Below are 21,018 nucleotides of genomic sequence, written 5' to 3'. Positions count from 1 at the left end.
GACTTACCGTTGCAACGATGAGGTTGTGTAGAGATTCTGCACAGTTGGACTTGTAGGGAAGGCCCACAATAGCGTGGGCCTTCCCCTTTTTTGTGGCTGAGGCGCGAAATATTATATAGCTAGTAATTATTCATTTTATTATCACTATATAGTGAGGCGGCTGACATTTGTGGCCTGGGTGGTTGTCGGTGTCTAGTGGGTAGACATATGCAGTCGGCATCTGCTCCTGGAATGGACGCCCGTGTCTAGTGGCCAGACGGGGGAGGTCGCCATCAATGCCTTGGGTGGCTGTCGATGTCTAGGGTCTAGCCATGGGCGCTACCCGTAACGGATGGTATGGCTTGCATGCCCCGTTTGATCGATGCCAGCACCACCCGTAATGAGGAAGGCAGCATCCGTAACGAAGAAAGTGCATTCATAACGAAGAAAGTGCCACTTCGTAACGCAGGGAGACGCACAAGGCGATGTGGATAGCTGTGGATAGCCGACCGTCCGACCACATGGGTCCGCACAGTTTGGCCCGCACTGCGCGCATGCCGTTCAATCGAACCATGAGTACAGCAACAATGCCCTTGGGCAATATCCAGACACCGTTCGCACACCGCGATGCCACGCAATCGCCCGGCGCGCGCAGCACCGTGAGCCGCCGCACCACGCTCGAACCACAGCGGTTCTATGTGCCGCACCAACAGGAGCCCGCGCGCGCCGCTTCCCGCTCAGGGTCAGGTGTGCGTTGGGCGCCGGTCGCTCCGGCGCATGAGGCGATTACCGATCCGGCACCTGAGCGCGAGCGCGTGACGATTGTCGGCCGCAACGTCATCACATGCACATCGGCGAGCGGCGGAATAGGCACGACGCTCACGGCGGCAATCCTGGCGCGGCAGCTCGCCAAGCGCCATGCGTCCACCGCGCTCGTCGACGCCGACCTGCGCGTGGCCGGCGGCGGGTTGGACCTGATGCTCGGCCTGGAGCATGAGCGCGGGGTGCGGTGGCACGACGTGCACGCGCCGCTCGGCCAGCTCAACGGCCCCGCGCTGCAGCGCAAACTGCCGAAGTGGAAGGGCGTGGCGGTCCTTTCGCACAACCCCTGGCAGGGCGAGGCACCGGACTGGTGGGAAGTGCAGGCGGCGGTGCAGGCGCTTGCACAGGAAGACGATGCGGTGGTTGTGGATGCGGGCCGCGGTGAAATGATCGAACAGGTCGCCACGCTCGTGGAAGCCTCGCACATTGTGTTCGTCGAACTGTCGGTGCTGGGGCTCGCCCGCGCGCAAATGCATATCGAATGGCTCGAACAGGTCGGCCTGAACAGTGTGGAGCAGCGCAACACCCCGCCGGGCATTGGGCAGGAGGTGCGCCCGATGGCGGCGGTGCCTGGGCAGATCGTTGCGGTCGTCGGTGTCGAACCGCGCGGCACGGTGCGCGAGCGCGGCGTGGTGGCGCCCGACGAGGCCACGTCGTATCTGGGACGTGACGTGCTCGGCACACTGCGCACGGACGTGCATTTGTGCGGTGACGTGCTGGAAGGGCTTGGCGTGCGCACGGTGCCGCGCCGGAACCGCGCGGTCATCGATGAACTGACGTCGGTCGCAGAGCACGCCTGCGCGCTCGATGGCCGGCGTGATTGAGTCGCGTATGGGCACGGCAAAAACGAAAGGTGGACGATGGCGATGGGGCATACGGCAGCAGGGCATGCAGGAGCGGGGCACACGGAAGTGGGACGCGCGGCGTCAAAGCGCGCGGCGGCGGGTTGCACAGCCGTGATGACCCCCGAACGCGGCTGGCATATGGTGCCGGCGGGCGCGCGCCAATCTACGCAGACTGCCGCGCAATCGGTAGCGCCACCACTCGCGCAGCAACCCGCCCATCAGTCCGTGAAGCACCCCACTCCGGCGTTGCAGCTGGGACCGCTGGAGCGGTTCGCGTGCGACGGCACCGTGACCGATGTGGTGGTGACGTGCGACGGCGCGGTATGGGTCGACTGTGGGCGCGGCATGCAGCTCGCGCATACCGCGATCCCGCTGCACGACCCGCATGTGCTGCGTGACTTCGCTGTGCGGTTGTGCGCCCAATTGGGCTGCAGGCTCGACGAATCCTGCCCGATCGCCGACGCGAGCGCCCCTGACGGCACGCGCGTGCACGCGGTCGTCGCGCCGATTGTGCCGCATGGCGCGTCGATTTCAATTCGCTTCCCCGACCGTGTGGCTCCCGATTTGGATGTGTTGGCGCGGCTGGGCATGTGCCCTGCGCCATGGGTGCCGTTGCTGCGGTTGTTGGTGCGGGGCCGCGCGAATGTGCTCATCACTGGAGGCACCGGCGTGGGCAAAACGACGCTGCTCAAGGCGCTGCTGGCCTGTTGCGCACCCCAGGAGCGCATCGTGACGGTCGAGGAGGTGCGCGAATTGAACGCCGTACCGCATGCGCACACGGTGTCGCTCGTGGCCCGTGCGGCGAACGTCGAGGGCAGGGGAGCGGTGGGGCTGCCCGATCTTGTCAAGGCGACGCTGCGCATGCGGCCCGACCGCGTGGTGGTGGGCGAATGCCGCGGTGAGGAGGTGGCTGATCTGTTGCGGGCGTTGAATTCGGGGCACCGCGGGTCGTTCACCACGGTGCACGCGGATTCCGTGGCGCGTGTGCCGGGCCGGCTCATTGCATTGGGCCTGCTCGCCGGGCTCGAACCGCGCGCGACGGCGATACTGGCGGAGGGCGCGTTCGACGTGCTGCTGCATCTGGAGCGCGGCTCGCAATGCCGGCGCATCGCGCAGATCGGCATGGTGCAGTGCGTAGACGGCCGCCTGTGCGGCCGGGTGGTGGCGCAGTGGAGTGGCACGGGCAATGCGGTGGCGGGTGAGGCGTGGGGCGATTTCGTCGCGCAGTGGAAGGCCCACGGTTCCGGAGGCGGGTCATGAACTGGCTGGCGTGGTGGGCGGCGCTGTGTATGGGGGCCGCAGTATGGCTGTGCATGCGCGCGCCGCATGCACGGCTTCGTGATGCGCACCATGCCCCGGGTGTGCATGTTGATGAAGCGCACACCGATTCGGGCAATCAGGGCGTGAGCGTGGTGCTCGCGGGCGTCGTCGCCTCGTTGCAGGGCGGTGCCGGCGTGCTCGAGGCGCTGTGCCGCCAATTCGAGGTGCCGCAACAGCATGCCCGTGCGTCACCGCTGAGCGATCCACACGGCGCCGCGCTGCCCGGCCTTGTCGCGCACACGGCGGTGACGGACGTCAACGGCGACTGCGATGCCGACGCGATCGCCGCATTGTTGCAGGCGCACAGGCTCGCGGAAGAGACCGATGCGCAGATTTGCGCCGCCGCACACGGCATATGCGCGGCGTATGGGGTGAGCCACCGGCTTGGCTGCCCGGCCGCGCGCTGTTTTGAGGCGGTGCGCGAATCATATGCGCGCTTGCGGTTGCGCGAGGACCTGAAGCGCAACGCGTTCGCCGTGCCACGCTCCACGGTGCGTATGCTCATGGGGCTCCCGGCCGTCACCGTCGCGTTGGGTGAATTGCTCGGCGCGCATCCCCTCAGCGTGCTGTTCGGCTCGGTGCAGGGGATGTGCTGCCTGCTGCTCGGCTCCATCTGCTACGCCGTGGGCGCCGCGTGGATGCACCGTCTGATGCTCGCGATGATCGGCACGCCGCCATGATCGCGCTGGCGGGGTCGGCTTGGGCATTGCTGGCCGCCTGCTGCGCGGCGGCGGCCGTGTGTTGGCTGCCCGTGCCGCGCACTGCGTCCGTGCGGCTGCGGGATGCGCGTGCCGGCGTGCCCCATGATGACGATTGGCGGCCGTCGGGCACTTTGGTGATCGCGCTTGTCGTTGCGGCGCTTGAACAAGGCGCATCGATCCCCACTGCGCTGCGCACCGTGGGCGCCTGTTGTGGCCCTGCATGCGCCAGCGCGTTCGCCGACGTGGCCGGCGCGCTCGAACAGGGCATGCCGTGGAATGATGCCTGGAGTGTGGCCGCTGTGCTCGTGGACGAGCCAGATACGCGCGGCTTGGCCGCCGTGCTGCACACGCTCGCCGACGCGCTGCGCTCGCCATGGCACGACGGTTCGGCGGCTGTGCCGAGGCTGCGTGCCGCAGCCGAACAGCTGGATGCGCTTGAACGCATGCGCATCGAACGCGCGGCGTCGGCGCTTTCGGTACGGCTGCTGTTGCCGATGGGCCTGTGTTTTCTGCCGGCGTTCCTGTGCATCGCCGTGGTGCCGACGATCATGTCGTTTGCGCAGGGCTGAGGAAATGTGGATAACCGACCGTCCGACCACATGCCCTCGCTGGGCTGGACACGCAGGCGCGCATGGCGCACAGTGAACCCACGCCCCGCACCAGGGGCGCCATACAACCGAATACAGCAATCGTAAGGAATGGAGTGCATCATGAACGAACTCACCGCCATCAATGGGGATGGCCTCGCAACCCGACGTGGCATCGGCGGCACGGTAGGGGATTGGGCGGCGCGTGCGCAGCGCGCGGCCATCATGCTCGACGCGCGCTGGCGCACGTTGGCCGCCGAGCCGGAGGAAGGCGCCGCCACGGCCGAATACGCCGTAGTGCTTGTGGCGGCCACCGGGTTTGCGGCCATACTCGTGGCATTGCTCAAGTCGGACACCATCAAGACGCTCTTGACGAACATCGTCAAGAAGGCGCTGAGCGTCGCCTAGCGATGCGCGGCATGAACGGCTCCGGTGCCGTGTGGCACATGGCGCAACGTCTTGGGCGCTGGCTTCGGGCGCACGATGAGGGGGCGGCCACCGCGGAATTCGCGGTGGTCCTCCCCGCCGTGGTGGTCATGGTCGCCCTGCTGCTCTACACGGCCCGTGCATGCGTGGTGCAGCTGGAATGCCAAGACGCGGCGGCGGCCGTGGCGCGCCAGCTCGTGGTGCTCGACGGTGACGCTGCCGCAGCGCGCGCATCGGCGGGCGCCGGCGTGCATGTGGCGGTGGCCTCCGAAGCGAACCGGTACGTCGTGACCACAACGTGCAGGGTCGTGTCGGATCCGTTGCATGTGATTCCGGGCAGTGTGCACGGCAAAGCGGTGGGGGTGAAGCAGGATGGGCAGGCATAGCATGGTCAGTACCGTGCGCGCGGTTCTGCGGCGTATGCGTGGGTGGCTGGACGTGCGTGACGAAGGCAGTGCCGCCATGGCCGGCGTCGCGCTCGTGTGCGCGGCGGCCCTGCTGCTCAGCCTGATTGCCGCCGGCGGAAACATCGTGCTGCGGCGCGGGCAGGCTCGCACTGTGGCCGATCTGGCCGCGGTCGGCGCGGCGCAGGCGCTGTGGTATGGCGAAACAGAGACGCCGTGCGTTCTCGCTGGGCATATCGCCAGCGCGAACGGTGGTGCAATCGAGACGTGCATGGTGGATGGCGACGACGTGCAGGTGCGTGCGCGTGTGGCCACACAAGTGCCGTTCGTGCGGCACGTCACGGCGCAGGCGCGCGCCGGTCCGCGCCCATGCGCCGCCGCGGGAGGCGTGCAACACGCGCGGGCAGCGGGGCGTTCCGTGTGCGCAGGTGCGTTCCCGCGCCCTGCACGGGTGATGCAGCCTGTATTTTAAGTAGCAGCACTACGCGAATCATCGCGAGAAGGAAACAGGGCACATTATGGCATTAGCGTTATATCGTCGGTACCGTCCAGACACGTTCGCGGGCGTTATCGGGCAGGATCAGGTGACCGTGCCGCTCATGCGCGCGCTCGACGAACACAAGCTCACGCACGCATATCTGTTCTCGGGCCCGCGCGGCTGCGGCAAGACGAGCTCGGCGCGCATCCTGGCGCGTTGCGTCAACTGCGCCGAAGGCCCCACGTCGCAGCCGTGCGGCGTCTGCGAAAGCTGCCGGGACCTGGCGACCGGCGGCCCCGGCTCGATCGACGTCGTGGAGATCGACGCCGCGAGCCACAACGGTGTGGACGACGCGCGCGAACTGCGTGAACGCGCGGGGTTCGCGCCGGCGCGCGACCGCTACAAGATCTTCATCCTCGACGAGGCGCATATGGTGACCCAGCAGGGGTTCAATGCGCTGCTCAAGATCGTGGAGGAGCCGCCGGAGCATGTGATGTTCATCTTCGCCACGACCGAGCCCGAAAAGGTGATCGGCACGATCCGCTCGCGCACGCACCATTATCCGTTCCGTCTGGTGCCGCCCGAGGTGATGGGGCCGTACCTCGAGGAGATCTGCGAAAAGGAGCAGATCGAGGCCGAGCCCGGCGTGCTGCGCCTGGCGATGCGTGCAGGCGGCGGCTCGGTGCGCGACACGCTTTCGGTGCTCGACCAGCTCATGGTGGGCGCCGTGGACGGCGAGATCTCGTATGACGCCGCCGTGGCGCTGCTCGGTTTTACGCCCGACGTGCTCATCGGCACGGCGATTGACGCGATCATCGACCACGACGGCGCGAAATTGTACGACGTGATCCAGAAGGTGATCGTCGGTGGCTTCGACGCGCGCCGCTTTGTGGAGGACCTGCTGGCGCGCACACGCGACCTGCTCGTGCTCACACTTGGCGGCGACCAGGCCGAACGTGTGTTGAGCGATGACGCCGCAGCCGAAGACCTCGAACAACTGCACCGGCAGGCCAAGGCGCTGGGCTTGCCGACGCTCACGGCCATGGCCGAAACGATGGACGACGCACTCGTGCATATGGCCGGCGCGATTTCGCCGCGCATGCGGCTTGAACTGCTCGCGGCGAAACTGCTCGCTGGACGCGAGACCGGCTATGCGGCGATCAACGCGCCCGCCAAGGCGATTGCCGACGACCCCACCAAGCCTGCGCCGCACGGCGGGTTCATCGCCAATCAGGCGAAGGCCCAGCAGCAGAAGGCGCCGGAGCCGCGGCCCACGCCGCAACAGTCCGCCGAGCCGCACCAGGCACTGCAGGCGGCTGACGCACCCCAGCCCGCGCAGTCCGGTTGGCCCGACATGGCCTCCCGTGCGGCCGCTCAGCCGGCCCAGCCCGCACAATCCACCCAACCGGTGCAGCAGCAGCCCGCATCCGCGGCGCAGTCCAATGCGAGCCCCGACGAGCGTTGGGACGCCTTGGTGCGGGGGCTGCCCGAGGACGTGCGCGCGTATGTGGACCGCCAGAAAGTGCCGCGCATCAACCTGGCACAGGATCCGCGCACCGGCCGCTCGCGCCTGTGGATCAAGTTCGACACCCCGATGAGCAAATATGCGTTCGCGCTCGCCGTCAGTGCCGAAAGCGTGGATGGCACCACCAAGGTCGTTGACATCCTGCGCGCCGAGGTGCACCGCGCGTTCGGGCCGCAGGTGGCGCTCGCGCCGACCGAGAAAATGGCGGACGGCCAGGTGGCGCCGCCGTTGAGCAAACTGCCGGCGGATCAGCAGCAGCGCATCAAGGCGCAGCTGCTGCAGGGCAGCCTGCAGTCGCAGATCGCGGGGCGTGCGGAACGTGAATCCAGCAAGCACAGTGGCGCAGACGGCGAGGCTCCGTCCGACGCCGACGCTGTGCACCGAGCCGCGCCCGCGCAGACCGCGCCGGCCATGCCGGCTGTCTCCGCCGCGCAGACCGCCCCGGCCACACCTGCGCTCGACGATATCGACCCGTGGGCGTACCCGGAGGACGAGCAGACGCACATCGACTTCGACCGCGTCTCGTCGTTCGAGCAGCAGGCCGCGCAGGCGCGTGCCGCCAAAACCGACGACCCGTGGCAGCGCATGCCGGGGGAGTCGGCGCCGGACCGTGCATCTGCGCAGCCCGCGGCCGCCACGTCCGGGCCCGCGCAGCCCGAGCCCACGCCGCAAGTGGATCCGGACGACGACGAATACTCGATGACCGACGAGTCCATCAGCACGTCGATGATGATGGATCTGGACGCCGTCAAGGAATTATTCGACGTCAAGTCTGTTGAGGATTTCAGCGCCGACGACCCGAAGAACCCGCGCAACCTGCACGCGCAGAAACACCATGACGAGCACTGACCGGCGCATACCACCAGGAGGATCAGGAGACGGCAATGGCCTTGGCTTATGACGGCGCGATCCAGCGCCTTATCGACTCGTTCGCGAGCCTTCCCGGCATCGGGCCCAAAGGCGCGCAGCGCATCGCGTTCTACCTGCTCGGCGCGCCCGACGACGAGGCGCAGCGCCTCACCGAGGCCATCGCCGAGGTCAAGGCGAAAGTGAAGTTCTGCGAGATCTGCGGCAATGTGTGCGAAACGAGCCCATGCACGGTGTGCGCCGACCCGCGCAGGGACCACACGGTGATCTGCGTCGTCGAGGAGCCGAAAGACGTGATGAGCATCGAGCGCACGCGCGAATACCGCGGCCTCTACCATGTGCTCGGCGGCGCGATCAACCCGATGGCCAACATCGGCCCCAACGACCTCAACATCGCCCAACTGCTCAACCGGTTGCAGACCGACGAGGTCAAGGAGATCATCGTGGCGCTCAACCCGAACATCGAGGGCGAGGCCACCACAACATACCTGAGCCGGCTGCTCACCCCGCTCGACGTGAAGGTCACGCGTCTGGCGAGCGGCCTGCCGGTGGGCGGCGACCTGGAATACGCCGACGAGATCACGCTCTCGCGCGCGTTGCAGGGCCGCCAATCCGTATGATTTGACGCAGTTTTCCGCATTATGGTCGGCACTGTGGCATCACGTGCGCGGTTCCATATAATAATCGCGCTTCCCGCGTACACTGAATAACGCGTACCGAAGGACGATTCACCAGACAAGAAGATTGGATAGCAGTGGCTCTTATCGTGCAGAAATACGGCGGTTCGTCTGTCGCCGACCCCGACTCGATCAAGCGTGTGGCACGGCGCATCATCGAAACCAAGAACGCCGGCAACGACGTGGCGGTAGTGGTTTCGGCGATGGGAGACACCACCGACGACCTCATCGACCAGGCGCTGAGCATCGATTCCGATCCACCGGCGCGTGAAATGGACATGCTCATGACCGCCGGCGAGCGCATCTCAATGAGCCTGCTGGCTATGGCGATCCACGCGGCCGGCTCGCACGCCTATTCGTTCACCGGCTCGCAGGCCGGATTCATGACTGACGCCCAGTTCGGCGCCGCGCATATCCGCGCCGTCAAGCCGGACCGTGTGCGCCGCGCGCTCGACAAGGGCAGTGTGGCGATTGTGGCCGGATTCCAAGGCAAGAATGAGCGCGGCGACGCCACGACGCTCGGCCGCGGCGGCTCCGACACGTCCGCCGTCGCGCTCGCCGTGGCCCTCGGCGCCGACGTGTGCGAGATCTACACGGATGTGGACGGCGTGTTCACCGCCGACCCGCGCATTGTGCCCACGGCCCGCCGCATTCCGGTGATCGGCTACGACGAGATCCTCGAAATGTCGTCGTGCGGCTCCAAGGTGCTCGCGCTGCGCTGCGTGGAATACGCCCAGCGCTTCAAGATGCCGCTGCATGTGCGCAGCTCCTTCTCGCACCGCAGCGGCACGCTCGTGGTGCCCGACGGCATGGACCCGCACACCCTGCCCAATCTCTAAGGGCTCATATTTTTCAACCGAACTTTGTACAGAACCAAGCAGAATCTACGGAGAGCAATATGAACGAGAACGAAGACAAGTCGATGGGTGATCTGTTTCCAGACCTGGGCCAGGAGACGCCAATCATCTCCGGCGTGGCGCACGACAGCAGCGAATCGCTCGCCACCGTGCGCGGCGTGACCGACGAGCCGGGTATGGCGGCGCGCGTGTTCACCCGCCTCGCGCAGATCGGCGTGAACATCGACATGATCGTGCAGGCAGGCGCTTCGACTGGCACCGCCGACATCTCGTTCACCGTGCCCGGCGCCGACGCGGCGCGCGTGCGTGAAGTGCTGCTGCAGGAGCAGGACGTGCTCGGCTACGATTCGTTCGACGTCAATCCGAACGTGGGCAAGGTGGCCGTGGTGGGCGTCGGCATGAAGACGCACTCCGGTCTCGCCGCGCGCTTCTTCGAGGCGCTGAGCGACAAGGGCATCAATGTGCTGATGATCTCCACGTCCGAGATCCGCATCGCCGCGCTTGTGCCGCTTGACCAGCTCAACGAGGCGGTCAAGGCGCTGCATACCGCCTACGGTCTCGACGCGGACCAGGTGGAAGCGGTCGTCTACGGCGGCACGGGCCGCTGAACCAACGGCACACAGTACACGGCACAACAGGGCAAATACGGTAAAGGAGTCCGGCAATGGTACAAATCAACGAACGCGGTGTCAATGTGGCGGTGCTCGGCGCGACCGGCCAGGTGGGCATGGTCATGCGCCGCGTGCTCGACGAGCGCGACTTCCCGATCAAGGACCTGCGTTTCCTCGCCTCGGCACGTTCCGCGGGCCAGACGCTCAACTGGCGCGGCCATGACATCACGGTGGAAGACGTGGCCACGGCCGACCTGAGCGGCATCGACATCGCGATCTTTTCCGCGGGCGGCGGCACCTCGAAGCAGTGGGCGCCCAAGTTCGCCGAAGCCGGCGCCATCGTGATCGACAACTCCTCGCAGTGGCGTCTGCATGACGACGTGCCGCTCGTGGTGGCCGAAGTGAACCCGGACGACCTCGACGAGATCCCTGCCGGCATCGTGGCCAACCCGAACTGCACGACGATGGCGATCATGCCGGTATTGAAGCCGCTCGCCGACGCCTTCGGCCTCAAGCGCCTCATCGTCAGCTCGTACCAGGCGGTTTCCGGTGCGGGCCGCGCCGGCGTGGAGCAGCTCATGAACGAAGCGAAGGCCGCGGTCGAACAGGGCGCCGACAAGCTCGTGTTCGGCGGCGACGCGATCGACTTCCCGGAGCCGACGAAGGTCGCGCGCACAATCGCGTTCAACGAGGTGCCGATGATCGGCGACATCGTCGACGACGGCTCCGAAGAGACCGACGAAGAGCAGAAGCTGCGCAACGAAAGCCGCAAGATCCTGCACCTGCCCGACCTCAAGGCCTCGTGCACGTGCGTGCGTGTGGGTGTGTTCACCTCGCACGGCATGAGCGTGAACGCCGAATTCGAGCAGGACGTGACGCCGGATCAGGCGCGCGAAGTGCTCGGTGAGGCGCCGGCTGTGGAGCTCGTGGACATTCCGACCGCGCAGCTCGCCGCAGGCAAGACGCCGAGCTTCGTGGGCCGCATCCGCCAGGACCAGGCCGTCGACGGCAACAAGGGCCTCGCGTTCTTTGTGACGAACGACAACCTGCGCAAGGGCGCCGCGCTCAACGCGGTCGAGCTCGCCGAGGTCGTGGCGCAGAAGCATTTCGCCGACCAGCTGTGACTTCCACGGCCTGAGTAGGCCGGATAGCCCCTGCACAAGGCGCACGCCATCGTGGCGTGCGCCTTGTGCTATGTGTCCTGGTGTTTGCGTGGTGCGTTCCCGCCATATGCACCAACGCTGCATGCTAAGGAGTCTGGTTCCGTGGCGCGTTGGTGCGATGCGCACCGACGCACATCGCTAGGTGACTGGTTTGCGTCGTGCGTTGGTGTAGGGGCGGCGGCTATGCTGGGAACCATGTCATTGGCATCGATTGAAGCGACCAAACAACTGGACCGCATTGTGGCACTCGGCTACCCCGACGTAGCGGACATGAGCTCGGATTCGTTCCGCGCGCTCGCCCGCCCGCTCATCAGCGCGCTCGAAGACAGCGACCTCGGCACGGACATCCTCTTGGTTCCCACGCGCGAGCTCGTCACGCCCGAATCGCTGATCGCCCGCACGAGCATCAACCGCATGGCCGGCTTCACCACGATGCCGCCGCGCGACATCGCGAGCTTCCTGCCGACCGACGGCTTCGAACCGCCGGAGGGCCCGTTCTACCTGGTCGTCGACCCGCACACGGGCACATGCTATGTGAACCGCGAGCCCGACGTGGCGCGCAAGCTCATCGAATCCGACGAGCGCATCCCGCTCACACTCGAAGAGGGGCTCGCCGTGGCCACGCAACACCCTGAATGGCTGCTCGAGAAGAACGGCTTCAATCTGCTTGGCTCGCGCAGCGCCGACGGGCGTGTGCCGAGCATCTGGATGAGCCAGAACGCGCCGCGCCTCGGCTCCGTGTGGCCGAATTCGCGGCACACGTGGCTCGGCAACGCGTACTGCGTGGCGCGCCGCGGTGTCAATCTGATCGGCTGACTGGGCGCCGCGCCGGCTTATACACGATAGTTGTAAATAAGATGCGGGGAAATGCCAGTATTCGGACGTTTCGCCGCCGGTTCTTCGCTACGCTGTATAACGTAGCGGTTGTGCGTGCTCGCGCGCACTCGCTATATGAACTATCATATTGATTATTTATATAGGGAACAACTATATCTACAATAACAGTAAAAAGGAGGAGTGATGGGTCAGGATCAATCGACTGTGTTTGATCTCGCCGCAGTGGCTGCGGCATCCAACGGAGGGAACAACGACCCGCTGCTGCCTCCGGCGCGTTTTATCGGTGCCCCGCAGAAGCCGAGCGATATGCCCTACACGAAGTACGTGGCATACGACAAGCAGGTGCCGTTCGACTACCCGGAGCGCACGTGGCCGGGCAAGCGACTGCAGCGCGCACCGCGCTGGTGCTCCGTCGATCTTCGCGACGGCAACCAGGCGCTGGTCAATCCGATGGATTCCGAGCGCAAGCTGCGCTTCTGGACCATGCTCGTGGAAATGGGCTTCAAAGAGATCGAAGTCGGCTTCCCGAGCGCCTCGGAAACCGATTATGACTTCATCCGCATGCTCATCGAGCGTGAACTGATCCCCGACGACGTGACGATCGTGGTGCTCACACAGGCCCGCGAACATCTGATCCGCAAGACCTACGAGTGCCTCAAGGGCTGCAAGCGCGCAATCGTGCACTTCTACAACTCGGTTTCGGTGCTGCAGCGCGAAGTGGTGTTCCGCAAGGACCGCGACGGCATCAAGAAGCTCGCGACCGACGCCGCGGCGCTGTGCAAGGAACTTGAGGGCGACGCCGAGGGCATCGACCTGTATTACGAGTATTCGCCCGAATCATTCACCGGCACCGAGCCGGAGTATGCGGTCGAGGTGTGCAATGCGGTGATCGACGTGATCAAGCCGACGCCGGAGCACCCGATGATCATCAACCTGCCCGCCACGGTGGAGATGACCACGCCGAACGTGTTCGCCGACCAGGTGGAGTACGTCTCCAACAACCTCGACCGTCGCGACGCCGTGGTGCTTTCGCTCCACCCGCACAACGACGAAGGCATGGGCGTGGCCGCGGCCGAACTAGGCATCCTCGCCGGCGCCGACCGCATCGAAGGCTGCCTGCTCGGCAACGGCGAGCGCACCGGCAATGTGGACCTCGTGACAATCGGACTCAACCTGCTCACGCAGGGCATCGACCCGCAGCTCGACCTGTCCGACATGCCCACGATCCGCCGCACGGTGGAATACTGCAACCAGATCAAGATCTCGGAGCGCCACCCGTACGCGGGCAACTTCGTGTTCACCGCGTTCTCCGGCTCGCATCAGGACGCCATCAAGAAGGGCCTCGAAGCCCGCGAGGTGGCCGCGGAAATGGCCGGCAGCGAAGTCGAGAACTTCGTGTGGCTCGTGCCGTACCTGCCGATCGACCCGAAGGACATCGGCCGGTCGTACGAGGCAATCATCCGCGTGAACTCGCAGTCGGGCAAGGGCGGCATGGCGTACCTGCTCAAGGCGAACCACAACCTCGACCTGCCGAAGAAACTGCAGGTGGAGTTCGAGCGCGTGGTGCAGCAGCACGCCGACGAGACGAAGAAGGAAGTCAAGGACGAAGACATCTGGCGTCTGTTCAAGGACGAGTACCTGCCGGTCGAAGACGGCGGCGCCGTGGCGAGCGGTGACGTGCTGAGCGACAGCGGCGACGCCTCGCTCGAACAGTGGGGCCGCCTCAAGCTGCTCAAGGTCAGTGTGTCGTCCGGCGAAGACGGCTCCGACACCGTGCTGCACGCCACCGTGCTCGACCGCGGCATCAACGTCGGTCACGAGCCCGAGGTGACGCGCGAGATCACGGGCACCGGCAACGGCCCGATCGCCGCGTTCCTCAACGCGCTGAAGTCCTTCGGTGTGGAGGCCTCGGTGCTCGATTACGCCGAGCACACAATGTCCGTTGGCACCGACGCGCTCGCCGCCTCGTACGTGGAATGCGAAGTCGGCATGGAAGACGAGGAGAAGCGCACCGTCTGGGGCGTCGGCATCGATTCGTCGATCATCACGAGCTCGCTCAAGGCGATCATCTCCGCGATCAACCGTTCCGGTCGCTGACCTCCACGGTCCCATGCGCGACGGCGCCCGTGTGGTTCTTGTCTGGCCACACGGACGCCCTCTTTTACTTCCAGGACGGGGCTAGCCGCGGCGTACACCCCAGACCGCCTGGTTGCATCCAACGCCTGTCAGCAGGATGCGGGCTGGAGCGGCGTCGTGAGGCTGTGCGCCGGCCCTCATGTGGTAAGGCATGCCGTTCAGATGCATGACAATATCCGAAGCCGCATGGGCGCTGCCGATGACCGGCCCCGCATCGTCTTCGGGCAATCCTGGCCGTGCGCGGGCGGCGAAACGCCACAATCCACATGTCGGTGCGCCATCGGTCATGCGCGGGGCCGTCAGTCCATTTGTGTCACTGAATGCCACGGCTTCACCGCAAATGATTCGCCCATCCGCCTGCAACGTGATTGACTGAGGGATCCCGACGCCTTCCCGACGGCCGGTGTCATCGGTGTCGCCTGTGAAGCATGTCGTCGGATCGTGGATGATGATGTCGTAATCACCGGGAATGTCCGCCATATCAACCGGCTGCATCGGCTCTCCCCGGTACAGCGCCGGGGAGACTGCGAGCCAGCCGTTGTCGGTCATCACCAGTTCCCTCACGCGCATATCGAAATCCTCGTCGTCGTCAGGATGGAAACGGTCGGCGAATCTTGTGTGGTAGACGAGGAACATCCTCCCGTCATTGCGCTGCAGTACGGAGTTATGCCCTTGTGACACCTCTATGGCGTCGGAACCGTCGTGCCAATGCACGCTTGACAGCATACGCACCCCGGTGCGTCCGGTTTCGTTGTGCGGTGTCTCACCGAGCGCAATCGCCGGGTTTCCATGCATGTCGACAAAGGGGCCGAGCGGGGAACGTGCGCGGAACTCGCGGACCTGGTAGCCGCCGGTGCGTCCGAGCCAACCGTAGGAGAGCATGAGGAACCACCAGCCATCGCGTTGCACCAGATAAGCCCCTTCGCCGCTGTTCCAGTATCCGCCGGCAATCTTCACACCGTAATACGGGTCGCTCACACTCGCGTTGCCTGTCGTGTCGCGTATGAGCGGATAGCGTATGCTGCGGTCGCGCAGTCCTGTCGCCGGGTCAAGGCGGAGCATCCAGATGCCCGCGAACCATGAACCGAACGCGAGCCACATCGTGCCGTCCTCGCACAGCACCGGCGCGGCGTCTATGGCGTTGATGCGCGTGTCTTTACGCGACATATAGCGCGCCATGTCAAGTATGCGCGCCGCATCCATGGGTGAGGATGTGGCGGCGGCCTCACGCAGCACATCATTGGCATCGGTGCGGGCGATGTCCTGCCTGGTGAAGCCGGAGTAGACGACGGGCCCCACATAGGTCCAGTCGCCGGTGAGTTCCTCCGCCACGAGCAGGACGATGACCGAACGCAGGTCGTCACCGTTGAGTGACAGGTACATGCACCATCGATGCATCGTCGGATTCCATATGACGTCTGGCGCCCATGTGTTGCCGCGAAGATCGGGATTCGTGGGACTTGCGGGCCATTGTTCCCAGATCGCGCCGAGCTCAGCCTCGGGATTGCGGGTGAGGTTGTTCGTCAGGGGGCTCCAATGCACAAGATCGTCGCTATGGGCGAACATGCGGTGTGTGCCGAAGACGGCATATGAGCCGTCGTGGTCCTGTACGATCGCCGGATCGTGGATGTGCGGAGCGGTGTTGTTGATGAGGGAGGCATGGTTGTTATGCAGGGGCATGGTTATCTCCTTGTGCGGTACCGGGGTATGGATGGTCGGATGGTCCGTGGTGTGCGTGCATGTCAACGGTGCAGACCCCAGACGCATTGGTTGCCTCCGATCGCGCTGAACGTCATATCGGGGGAGCCTGCCTTGTCGCGAGGCAGGCGGTCGAACGCGCCTTGGTAGGTGACGCCGTCAATCGACATCGTCAGGAGGTTGGTGCCGGCGGTGGCCTTCCATGTGCCTTGCCGGGCGCCGGTGATGGTGCCATCTTCATGGAGTGTGATGCGTACGGGGCGGTTGACCCCGCGGTATTTGGTGCTCGTGGGGTCGGTGGCTTTCTTGGGGCCCTTGAACGCGGCATGCGGGTCGTGGGTGACGAGTTCGTAGTCGCCGGTGACGGCATCCGTGGCATACCCCTTCATGTCGGCTTTCACGCCGGTGTATTCGTACGGCGCGGCGACAAGCCAGCCGTCGGCGGTGGGGAGCATCTGCCGCACACGCACTTCATGGCGCTCCCCACTACCCGAGAATCGTGTGTGGTAGACGAGGAACACGGTGCCATCGTCGTCGATGAGCACGGAGTTGTGCCCTTGGGCGACTTCGATGTTCCCGTTGTCGTTGCCGCTCCACTGGACCGAGCCCATGAGGCGCACGCCGGTGTCACCCTGCCAGTTGTTGCCTTCCGCGCGTGTCGTGATGGCCGCATGGCCGGCCTCGTCGACATACGGGCCGGTGATCTTCTTCGACCGGAACATGCGGATCTGGTAGCCGCCTTTCTGCTGGAGATGGCCATAGGAGACGAACAGGTACCACCAGCCGCCCGTATGGATCAGATAGGGGCCTTCTCCGGAGTTGCCGTGTCCGCCGGCGATCTTCACGCCGTAGTAGGCGTCGGAGGCATCATGCTTTGTGAAGTAGTCCGCTGTGTAGTCGCGCAGTCCTGTGGCCGGGTCGAGCCGCAGCATCCAGATCCCGCCGAACCACGAGCCGTAGGTCATCCACATCCCACCGTCTTCGTCGAAGGTCACGCATGGGTCGATCGCATTGATGCCCGTGTCGTTCGGTGACTGGTAGCGGGTGAGGTCGGCGTCCGCTCCCAGGACGCGTGGTATGTCGGTGCGTGAGGCGTTGCCGCGCGAGAACCCCGAGTACACGACGGGCCCCACATAGCTCCAGTCGCCGGCGATGTCATCCGCAGTGAGCAGCACGATCGCCGAACGGCGGTTGTCGCCGTTGATCGACATGTACATGCACCATTTGCGCATCGCCGGATTCCACAGCACGTCGGGCGCCCACATGTTCCCCTTGATGTCGGGGTTCGTCGACTGGCTCGACCAGTCGTTCCAGATGTCCGCGAAGATTGAAGCGTAGTCGTCGGTGAGGTTGTTGGTCAGCGGTTTCCAGTCGACAAGGTCGTCGCTTTGCAGGAATGCGAGGTGCGAACCGAAGATGTAGTACCGTCCGTCCGCTTTCACGATGGATGGGTCATGGGATTCCCCGCGTGCGATTGTCTGGGTCGGGGTGGTCTCCGGACGCGGTTTGGTGGTGTCGGTACAGCCGGCGGCAAGCGGGCAGAGCAGCATGATGATGGCGATGATTGCGGCGATTGTGCGTTTTGGTTGGGTCGGCAACGTCATATCAGGTCCTTGGGTAGGGTGGGCAATGCAGGCGGCTGTTGGCGCCGCGCAAGTTGTACAACGATGTACACACTGCTATGATACATCGATGTAAACCCTTATGCAGAAAGGTGGCCCAATGGCGAGTCCATGTTTCCCGTTGCTGTGCTATATGCGCACGCCCACGTCCAATGAAGAGGCGAACAACGCCGATGTCGCGCTGAGCATGCACCTGGCGTTGCGCTCGCCGGTCAGCGGGGATTGGGAGCCGCTGAACGGGAACTACGGCATTTTCTTCGCGTCCGGAACACCGTCTCGCGAGGCGGTGGACGCCGGCGCTGCGCGTGCATGCACGGCGGCCCAAGGCGCCGTTTCGCAGATGCGTGCGGCGGGTTATGAAGGCGATTTGCCTTCGCGCAGCCCCTCGGGCGCCCTTCCGTATGCCGCTGTGATGCCCGACGTCGATATCGTGTTGGCGTCCTTGCGCGACCCATACCTGTTCCGGCTGGCTGACGGCCGTTTCGGCGTCGTCGCCACGCGCACGGCGCGCGGGGGCGCGCCCGATGGTTCAGAACGCAACGCGATGCTGTTCGCAACAAGCGATGACCTGCTGTCCTTTGAGCGCTTCGGTCTGCTGCACCTGGCCGTCGACAGCGGTGTGCGCAATCCGTCCGTCGTGTTCGACCCTACTGCTGCGCGGTATGTTGTGCGGTGGCATGACGATGCGGGCTTGCCGCGCCATGCGTTCTGCGATGACATCGAGGCCGTCGCGCGCACCCATGCCGTTCTCGGGCCGGCCGGTGAAGGCGCCGGCCCGGGGCCGGCACCGACCTTTGTTGATGCCGCCGCCACGGGCATCCCACAGGCGTGCGGCGGCAATGTCGTGAGCGTCGACGCCGAAGAGGCGGCACGGCTGATGGGTCGTTTCGGGCGCATCGCCAATGTCGGCGTCGACCCCATCACCGTGTCCGTTCCCGCGTCTGTCGGTGGAGGGGCTGTGGATCTGGAGCGGACCCCGGTCACGCTGCGGTACAGCGATGGTTCGACCGCCACCCGCCGCGTCGATTGGGACGCGGCCGCGCTTGGCGATATGCGCCGCGCATTGGATGACGGTGCCCTTGGCCCGGGCGCGCGCGTCGAGGTGCATGGCTCCGTGCGCGCGCCGAGATACCCGGTCCCCTTCGCGGTGGAACGAGCCGATCCGTCAGTGTTCGCGTGGAGCTTCAACGGCGAGCCGATGTTCATGTTCATCGCGACCGAAGATGCCGACGGCAACTGCATCGACCCCCGCGGTGGCGCCACGCATATGCCGCTGCGCGTGGCCGGCTCGATCGCGGAGCTCGCCGATGCCGCAGGTGGACGGGCGCGCGAGATCGACCTGCTGGCGCGCGGCGACCTCAACTCCGAAGGGCGCGCAATGACCGGCTGCTTCTGGGCTCCTGAGCTGCATGTGATCGATGGCCGCCTGTCCATTCTGTTCATGCCGTGCTTCGATGGCGTGGAGGGGGACAGGCTGGGCCTCGCCGACATGTGGACAGGGCGGTGCCATATCATGCAGTTGCGCAAAGGGCCCGATGGCCGCGACCTCGATCCCCGTGTCAAGGGCAATTGGACTGTACCGGAGCCGATCCTCGGGCCTGACGGGGGCATCCTCAACCCGGTGCAGCTCATTTCGCTCGACATGACCGTGCTTGAGGATTCCGGGCGCTGGTACTACTTGTGGCAACAGGTGGGCTCGGTGTGGATAGCCCCGTTCGATCCGCGGCGCCCCGCGCGTCTCACCGGCCAGCCGGCGCAGCTCATTGTGCCCGAGTTTGCCTGGGACAACCTCATCGCCGAGGGGCCCAATGCAATCGTGCATGACGGCGTGATCTACCTCATCTACTCCGGTTCGAGCGTCGGCATCGACTATGCGACGGGCTTGGCGACCGCACCGGCCGGTGTGGGCGCGGATCTGCTCGATCCGGCGGTGTGGACGAAGCTTGACTACCCATTGCAGAAGTCGGGTGTGTACAACGGCGCATGGCAGCTCGGCACCGGCCACGGCATGTGGTCCCATGACGAGGACGGTAACCTCATCTATGTCTTCCATGCCGCCGAATATGAGGATGGCGCATATGGCGGCCGTGATGCGCAGGTGCGTCGTGTGCACTGGGCGGCCGATGGCATGCCGGTGCTCGACATGCAGGCCGACGAGGAACTCGATCCCGCATACCGTGAGGTCACGATGACCATAGTCGTGGACTGACGGCAGGTCTTGCGCCGTCGGAGGTAGTATCGTCGAAGGCAGATGGATCGCGGCCCTGGTCGCCGTGACGAGGATATGGAACGGAGGCGCAGCGATGGCCGGACGGACGCATTCGAAACGCGAGCATACGGTGACCATGCGCGATGTAGCCAATGCGGCGGGGGTGTCGATCAAGACGGTCTCGAACGTCGTCAACGACTACGAGTTCGTCACGGAGGCCACGCGCGCCAAAGTGCGTGAGGCGATCGACCGCCTTGGGTATTCGGTGAATGTCTCCGCGCGCACGCTGCGCACGGGGCACACGAATATCATCGCATTGGCGGTTCCCGATCTGCAGATGCCGTATTTCGCCCAGCTGTCCTCGCTTGTCATCGCCGAAGCCAAGCAGCAGGGGTTGCGCGTGCTCATCGAGCCGACGCTGTATTCGCGTGACGAGGAGCTCAACGTGTTGCATGGCGCGCAGTCCACGATGGTCGATGGGCTCATCTTCAGCCCGCTCGAACTGGGGCAGGAGGATGTCGACGAGCTGCAGGTGGACTACCCGCTTGTGCTGCTCGGCGAGCGCATCTTCACTTCCCGCGCGGACCACATCGCCACCGAGAACGTCGAGGGCGCCAAACGGGCCACGTCGTATCTGCTGGAGACCGGGTGCCGGCGCATCGCCGTCGTTGGCGCGCACCCCGGGGAGCGGGTGGGTTCGGCCGCGCTGCGATTCCAAGGCTATTGCGAGGCGCTGCACGAAGCTGGGATCGAGTATGACGAACGCCTTGTGGTTCCGTCGCGCATGTGGCACCGCGTGGATGGCGAGACCGCGATGAACATGTTGTTCGATTCGGGCATTGTGCCCGATGGCGTCGTCGCGCTCAACGACATGCTCGCCTCCGGCGTCATGCATGCCATCCAGATGCGCGGGTACGGGATCCCGGATGATGTGGCCGTTGTCGGTTTCGACAATTCCGATGATTCCAAGTACCTCTCGCCCGCGCTCACATCGATCTCGCCCGGATTGCCCGAGGTGGCCCGCCTTGCCGTGCGCGTGCTCAAGGACCGCATCGATGGCCTCGATCCGGCCTCCCATGCCCTCGAGGGGCTCGCCGAGGAGACGGATCCGGCCACTGGCAAGGTGTTCCATAAGGTGCCGTCCTCGCTCGTCGTGCGTGAATCCACCCGCCCTCCCATTTTCTGACGGCTATGGCGTAGACGCTCCCGCCGGGCCAATGCCCATCCCGTATGGACGGCGACATGCCGAACAAT

18 protein-coding genes are annotated in these 21,018 nt (G+C 65.3%); 16 read left to right on the top strand and 2 right to left on the bottom strand.

What is annotated here, in order from left to right; all coding sequences use genetic code 11:
• The first annotated feature begins 551 nt into the window (after window positions 1–551).
• The 14 genes from OU02_RS04835 to leuA all read left to right on the top strand — a co-directional run bounded on the left by OU02_RS04835 (window position 552) and on the right by leuA (window position 14,196).
• Window positions 552–1,625, top strand: coding sequence for a CpaE/TadZ family protein (locus OU02_RS04835; protein WP_238552123.1), 1,074 nt, complete (start codon window positions 552–554; stop codon window positions 1,623–1,625).
• A gap of 267 nt (window positions 1,626–1,892) precedes the next feature.
• A complete protein-coding gene (locus tag OU02_RS04830; RefSeq protein WP_033489321.1) occupies window positions 1,893–2,906 on the top strand; it encodes a TadA family conjugal transfer-associated ATPase in 1,014 nt (337 codons plus the stop codon).
• Window positions 2,907–3,007: 101 nt separating this feature from the next.
• On the top strand, window positions 3,008–3,646 hold the full coding sequence (locus OU02_RS04825; protein WP_129970462.1) for a type II secretion system F family protein: 639 nt from the start codon (window positions 3,008–3,010) through the stop codon (window positions 3,644–3,646).
• Window positions 3,643–4,236: a type II secretion system F family protein gene (locus tag OU02_RS04820; protein ID WP_051918354.1), complete on the top strand. Its 594-nt coding sequence runs from the start codon at window positions 3,643–3,645 to the stop codon at window positions 4,234–4,236. The genes OU02_RS04825 and OU02_RS04820 overlap by 4 nt, the downstream gene beginning before the upstream one ends.
• A gap of 141 nt (window positions 4,237–4,377) precedes the next feature.
• A complete protein-coding gene (locus OU02_RS04815; protein ID WP_033489102.1) occupies window positions 4,378–4,662 on the top strand; it encodes a DUF4244 domain-containing protein in 285 nt (94 codons plus the stop codon).
• A 38-nt stretch (window positions 4,663–4,700) separates the two neighbouring features.
• A complete protein-coding gene (locus tag OU02_RS04810; RefSeq protein WP_033489318.1) occupies window positions 4,701–5,066 on the top strand; it encodes a TadE/TadG family type IV pilus assembly protein in 366 nt (121 codons plus the stop codon).
• A gap of 34 nt (window positions 5,067–5,100) precedes the next feature.
• A complete protein-coding gene (locus OU02_RS04805) occupies window positions 5,101–5,556 on the top strand; it encodes an Rv3654c family TadE-like protein (protein ID WP_160248851.1) in 456 nt (151 codons plus the stop codon).
• Between the two features lie 46 nt (window positions 5,557–5,602).
• Window positions 5,603–7,936: a DNA polymerase III subunit gamma/tau gene (gene dnaX / locus OU02_RS04800; RefSeq protein WP_033489101.1), complete on the top strand. Its 2,334-nt coding sequence runs from the start codon at window positions 5,603–5,605 to the stop codon at window positions 7,934–7,936.
• 35 nt (window positions 7,937–7,971) lie between these two features.
• Entirely contained in the window at window positions 7,972–8,574 is a 603-nt protein-coding gene (gene recR / locus OU02_RS04795) for a recombination mediator RecR (RefSeq protein WP_033489100.1), read from the top strand.
• Between the two features lie 134 nt (window positions 8,575–8,708).
• Window positions 8,709–9,470 (top strand): aspartate kinase, encoded by a 762-nt coding sequence (locus OU02_RS04790; RefSeq protein ID WP_052110242.1) that lies wholly within the window; start codon window positions 8,709–8,711, stop codon window positions 9,468–9,470.
• Between the two features lie 59 nt (window positions 9,471–9,529).
• Window positions 9,530–10,096 carry an ACT domain-containing protein gene (locus tag OU02_RS04785; protein ID WP_022858111.1) on the top strand — a complete coding sequence of 189 codons (567 nt, stop codon included), beginning with the start codon at window positions 9,530–9,532 and terminating at the stop codon, window positions 10,094–10,096.
• A gap of 56 nt (window positions 10,097–10,152) precedes the next feature.
• Window positions 10,153–11,223, top strand: a complete 1,071-nt coding sequence (locus OU02_RS04780; RefSeq protein WP_026644142.1) for an aspartate-semialdehyde dehydrogenase — start codon at window positions 10,153–10,155, stop codon at window positions 11,221–11,223.
• A 234-nt stretch (window positions 11,224–11,457) separates the two neighbouring features.
• Window positions 11,458–12,078 (top strand): DUF5701 family protein, encoded by a 621-nt coding sequence (locus OU02_RS04775; RefSeq protein ID WP_022858109.1) that lies wholly within the window; start codon window positions 11,458–11,460, stop codon window positions 12,076–12,078.
• Window positions 12,079–12,282: 204 nt separating this feature from the next.
• Window positions 12,283–14,196, top strand: a complete 1,914-nt coding sequence (leuA, locus tag OU02_RS04770; protein WP_033489099.1) for a 2-isopropylmalate synthase — start codon at window positions 12,283–12,285, stop codon at window positions 14,194–14,196.
• Window positions 14,197–14,277: 81 nt separating this feature from the next.
• Here leuA and OU02_RS04765 read toward each other — a convergent pair whose 3' ends face one another.
• Window positions 14,278–15,915: a family 43 glycosylhydrolase gene (locus OU02_RS04765; protein ID WP_051918356.1), complete on the bottom strand. Its 1,638-nt coding sequence runs from the start codon at window positions 15,913–15,915 to the stop codon at window positions 14,278–14,280.
• Between the two features lie 62 nt (window positions 15,916–15,977).
• Complete coding sequence (locus OU02_RS04760) at window positions 15,978–17,537, bottom strand: glycoside hydrolase family 43 protein (RefSeq protein WP_033489098.1); 1,560 nt, start codon at window positions 17,535–17,537, stop codon at window positions 15,978–15,980.
• A 118-nt stretch (window positions 17,538–17,655) separates the two neighbouring features.
• Here OU02_RS04760 and OU02_RS04755 point away from each other — a divergent pair, with 118 nt between their 5' ends.
• Window positions 17,656–19,764, top strand: a complete 2,109-nt coding sequence (locus OU02_RS04755; protein WP_033489097.1) for a family 43 glycosylhydrolase — start codon at window positions 17,656–17,658, stop codon at window positions 19,762–19,764.
• A gap of 94 nt (window positions 19,765–19,858) precedes the next feature.
• Window positions 19,859–20,950 carry a LacI family DNA-binding transcriptional regulator gene (locus OU02_RS04750; RefSeq protein ID WP_033489096.1) on the top strand — a complete coding sequence of 364 codons (1,092 nt, stop codon included), beginning with the start codon at window positions 19,859–19,861 and terminating at the stop codon, window positions 20,948–20,950.
• The last annotated feature ends 68 nt before the right edge of the window (window positions 20,951–21,018 follow it).

The sequence above is a fragment of the Bifidobacterium pseudolongum subsp. pseudolongum DSM 20099 genome (genome assembly GCF_000771225.1).
Taxonomy (GTDB): domain Bacteria; phylum Actinomycetota; class Actinomycetes; order Actinomycetales; family Bifidobacteriaceae; genus Bifidobacterium; species Bifidobacterium pseudolongum.
The sequence above is the reverse complement of the archived record's forward strand: the minus strand, read 5'-3'. Positions and strand labels throughout refer to the sequence as shown.

What these genes read in the sequence shown, in the direction of transcription:
- OU02_RS04835 (WP_238552123.1), top strand. Translation starts at nt 552, where the DNA reads ATGAGTACAGCAACAATGCCCTTGGGCAATATCCAGACACCGTTCGCA.
- OU02_RS04820 (WP_051918354.1), top strand. Translation starts at nt 3,643, where the DNA reads ATGATCGCGCTGGCGGGGTCGGCTTGGGCATTGCTGGCCGCCTGCTGC.
- OU02_RS04815 (WP_033489102.1), top strand. Translation starts at nt 4,378, where the DNA reads ATGAACGAACTCACCGCCATCAATGGGGATGGCCTCGCAACCCGACGT.
- OU02_RS04810 (WP_033489318.1), top strand. Translation starts at nt 4,701, where the DNA reads ATGGCGCAACGTCTTGGGCGCTGGCTTCGGGCGCACGATGAGGGGGCG.
- OU02_RS04805 (WP_160248851.1), top strand. Translation starts at nt 5,101, where the DNA reads ATGCGTGGGTGGCTGGACGTGCGTGACGAAGGCAGTGCCGCCATGGCC.
- dnaX (WP_033489101.1), top strand. Translation starts at nt 5,603, where the DNA reads ATGGCATTAGCGTTATATCGTCGGTACCGTCCAGACACGTTCGCGGGC.
- recR (WP_033489100.1), top strand. Translation starts at nt 7,972, where the DNA reads ATGGCCTTGGCTTATGACGGCGCGATCCAGCGCCTTATCGACTCGTTC.
- OU02_RS04785 (WP_022858111.1), top strand. Translation starts at nt 9,530, where the DNA reads ATGAACGAGAACGAAGACAAGTCGATGGGTGATCTGTTTCCAGACCTG.
- OU02_RS04780 (WP_026644142.1), top strand. Translation starts at nt 10,153, where the DNA reads ATGGTACAAATCAACGAACGCGGTGTCAATGTGGCGGTGCTCGGCGCG.
- OU02_RS04775 (WP_022858109.1), top strand. Translation starts at nt 11,458, where the DNA reads ATGTCATTGGCATCGATTGAAGCGACCAAACAACTGGACCGCATTGTG.
- leuA (WP_033489099.1), top strand. Translation starts at nt 12,283, where the DNA reads ATGGGTCAGGATCAATCGACTGTGTTTGATCTCGCCGCAGTGGCTGCG.
- OU02_RS04765 (WP_051918356.1), bottom strand. Translation starts at nt 15,915, where the DNA reads ATGCCCCTGCATAACAACCATGCCTCCCTCATCAACAACACCGCTCCG.
- OU02_RS04760 (WP_033489098.1), bottom strand. Translation starts at nt 17,537, where the DNA reads ATGACGTTGCCGACCCAACCAAAACGCACAATCGCCGCAATCATCGCC.
- OU02_RS04755 (WP_033489097.1), top strand. Translation starts at nt 17,656, where the DNA reads ATGGCGAGTCCATGTTTCCCGTTGCTGTGCTATATGCGCACGCCCACG.
- OU02_RS04750 (WP_033489096.1), top strand. Translation starts at nt 19,859, where the DNA reads ATGGCCGGACGGACGCATTCGAAACGCGAGCATACGGTGACCATGCGC.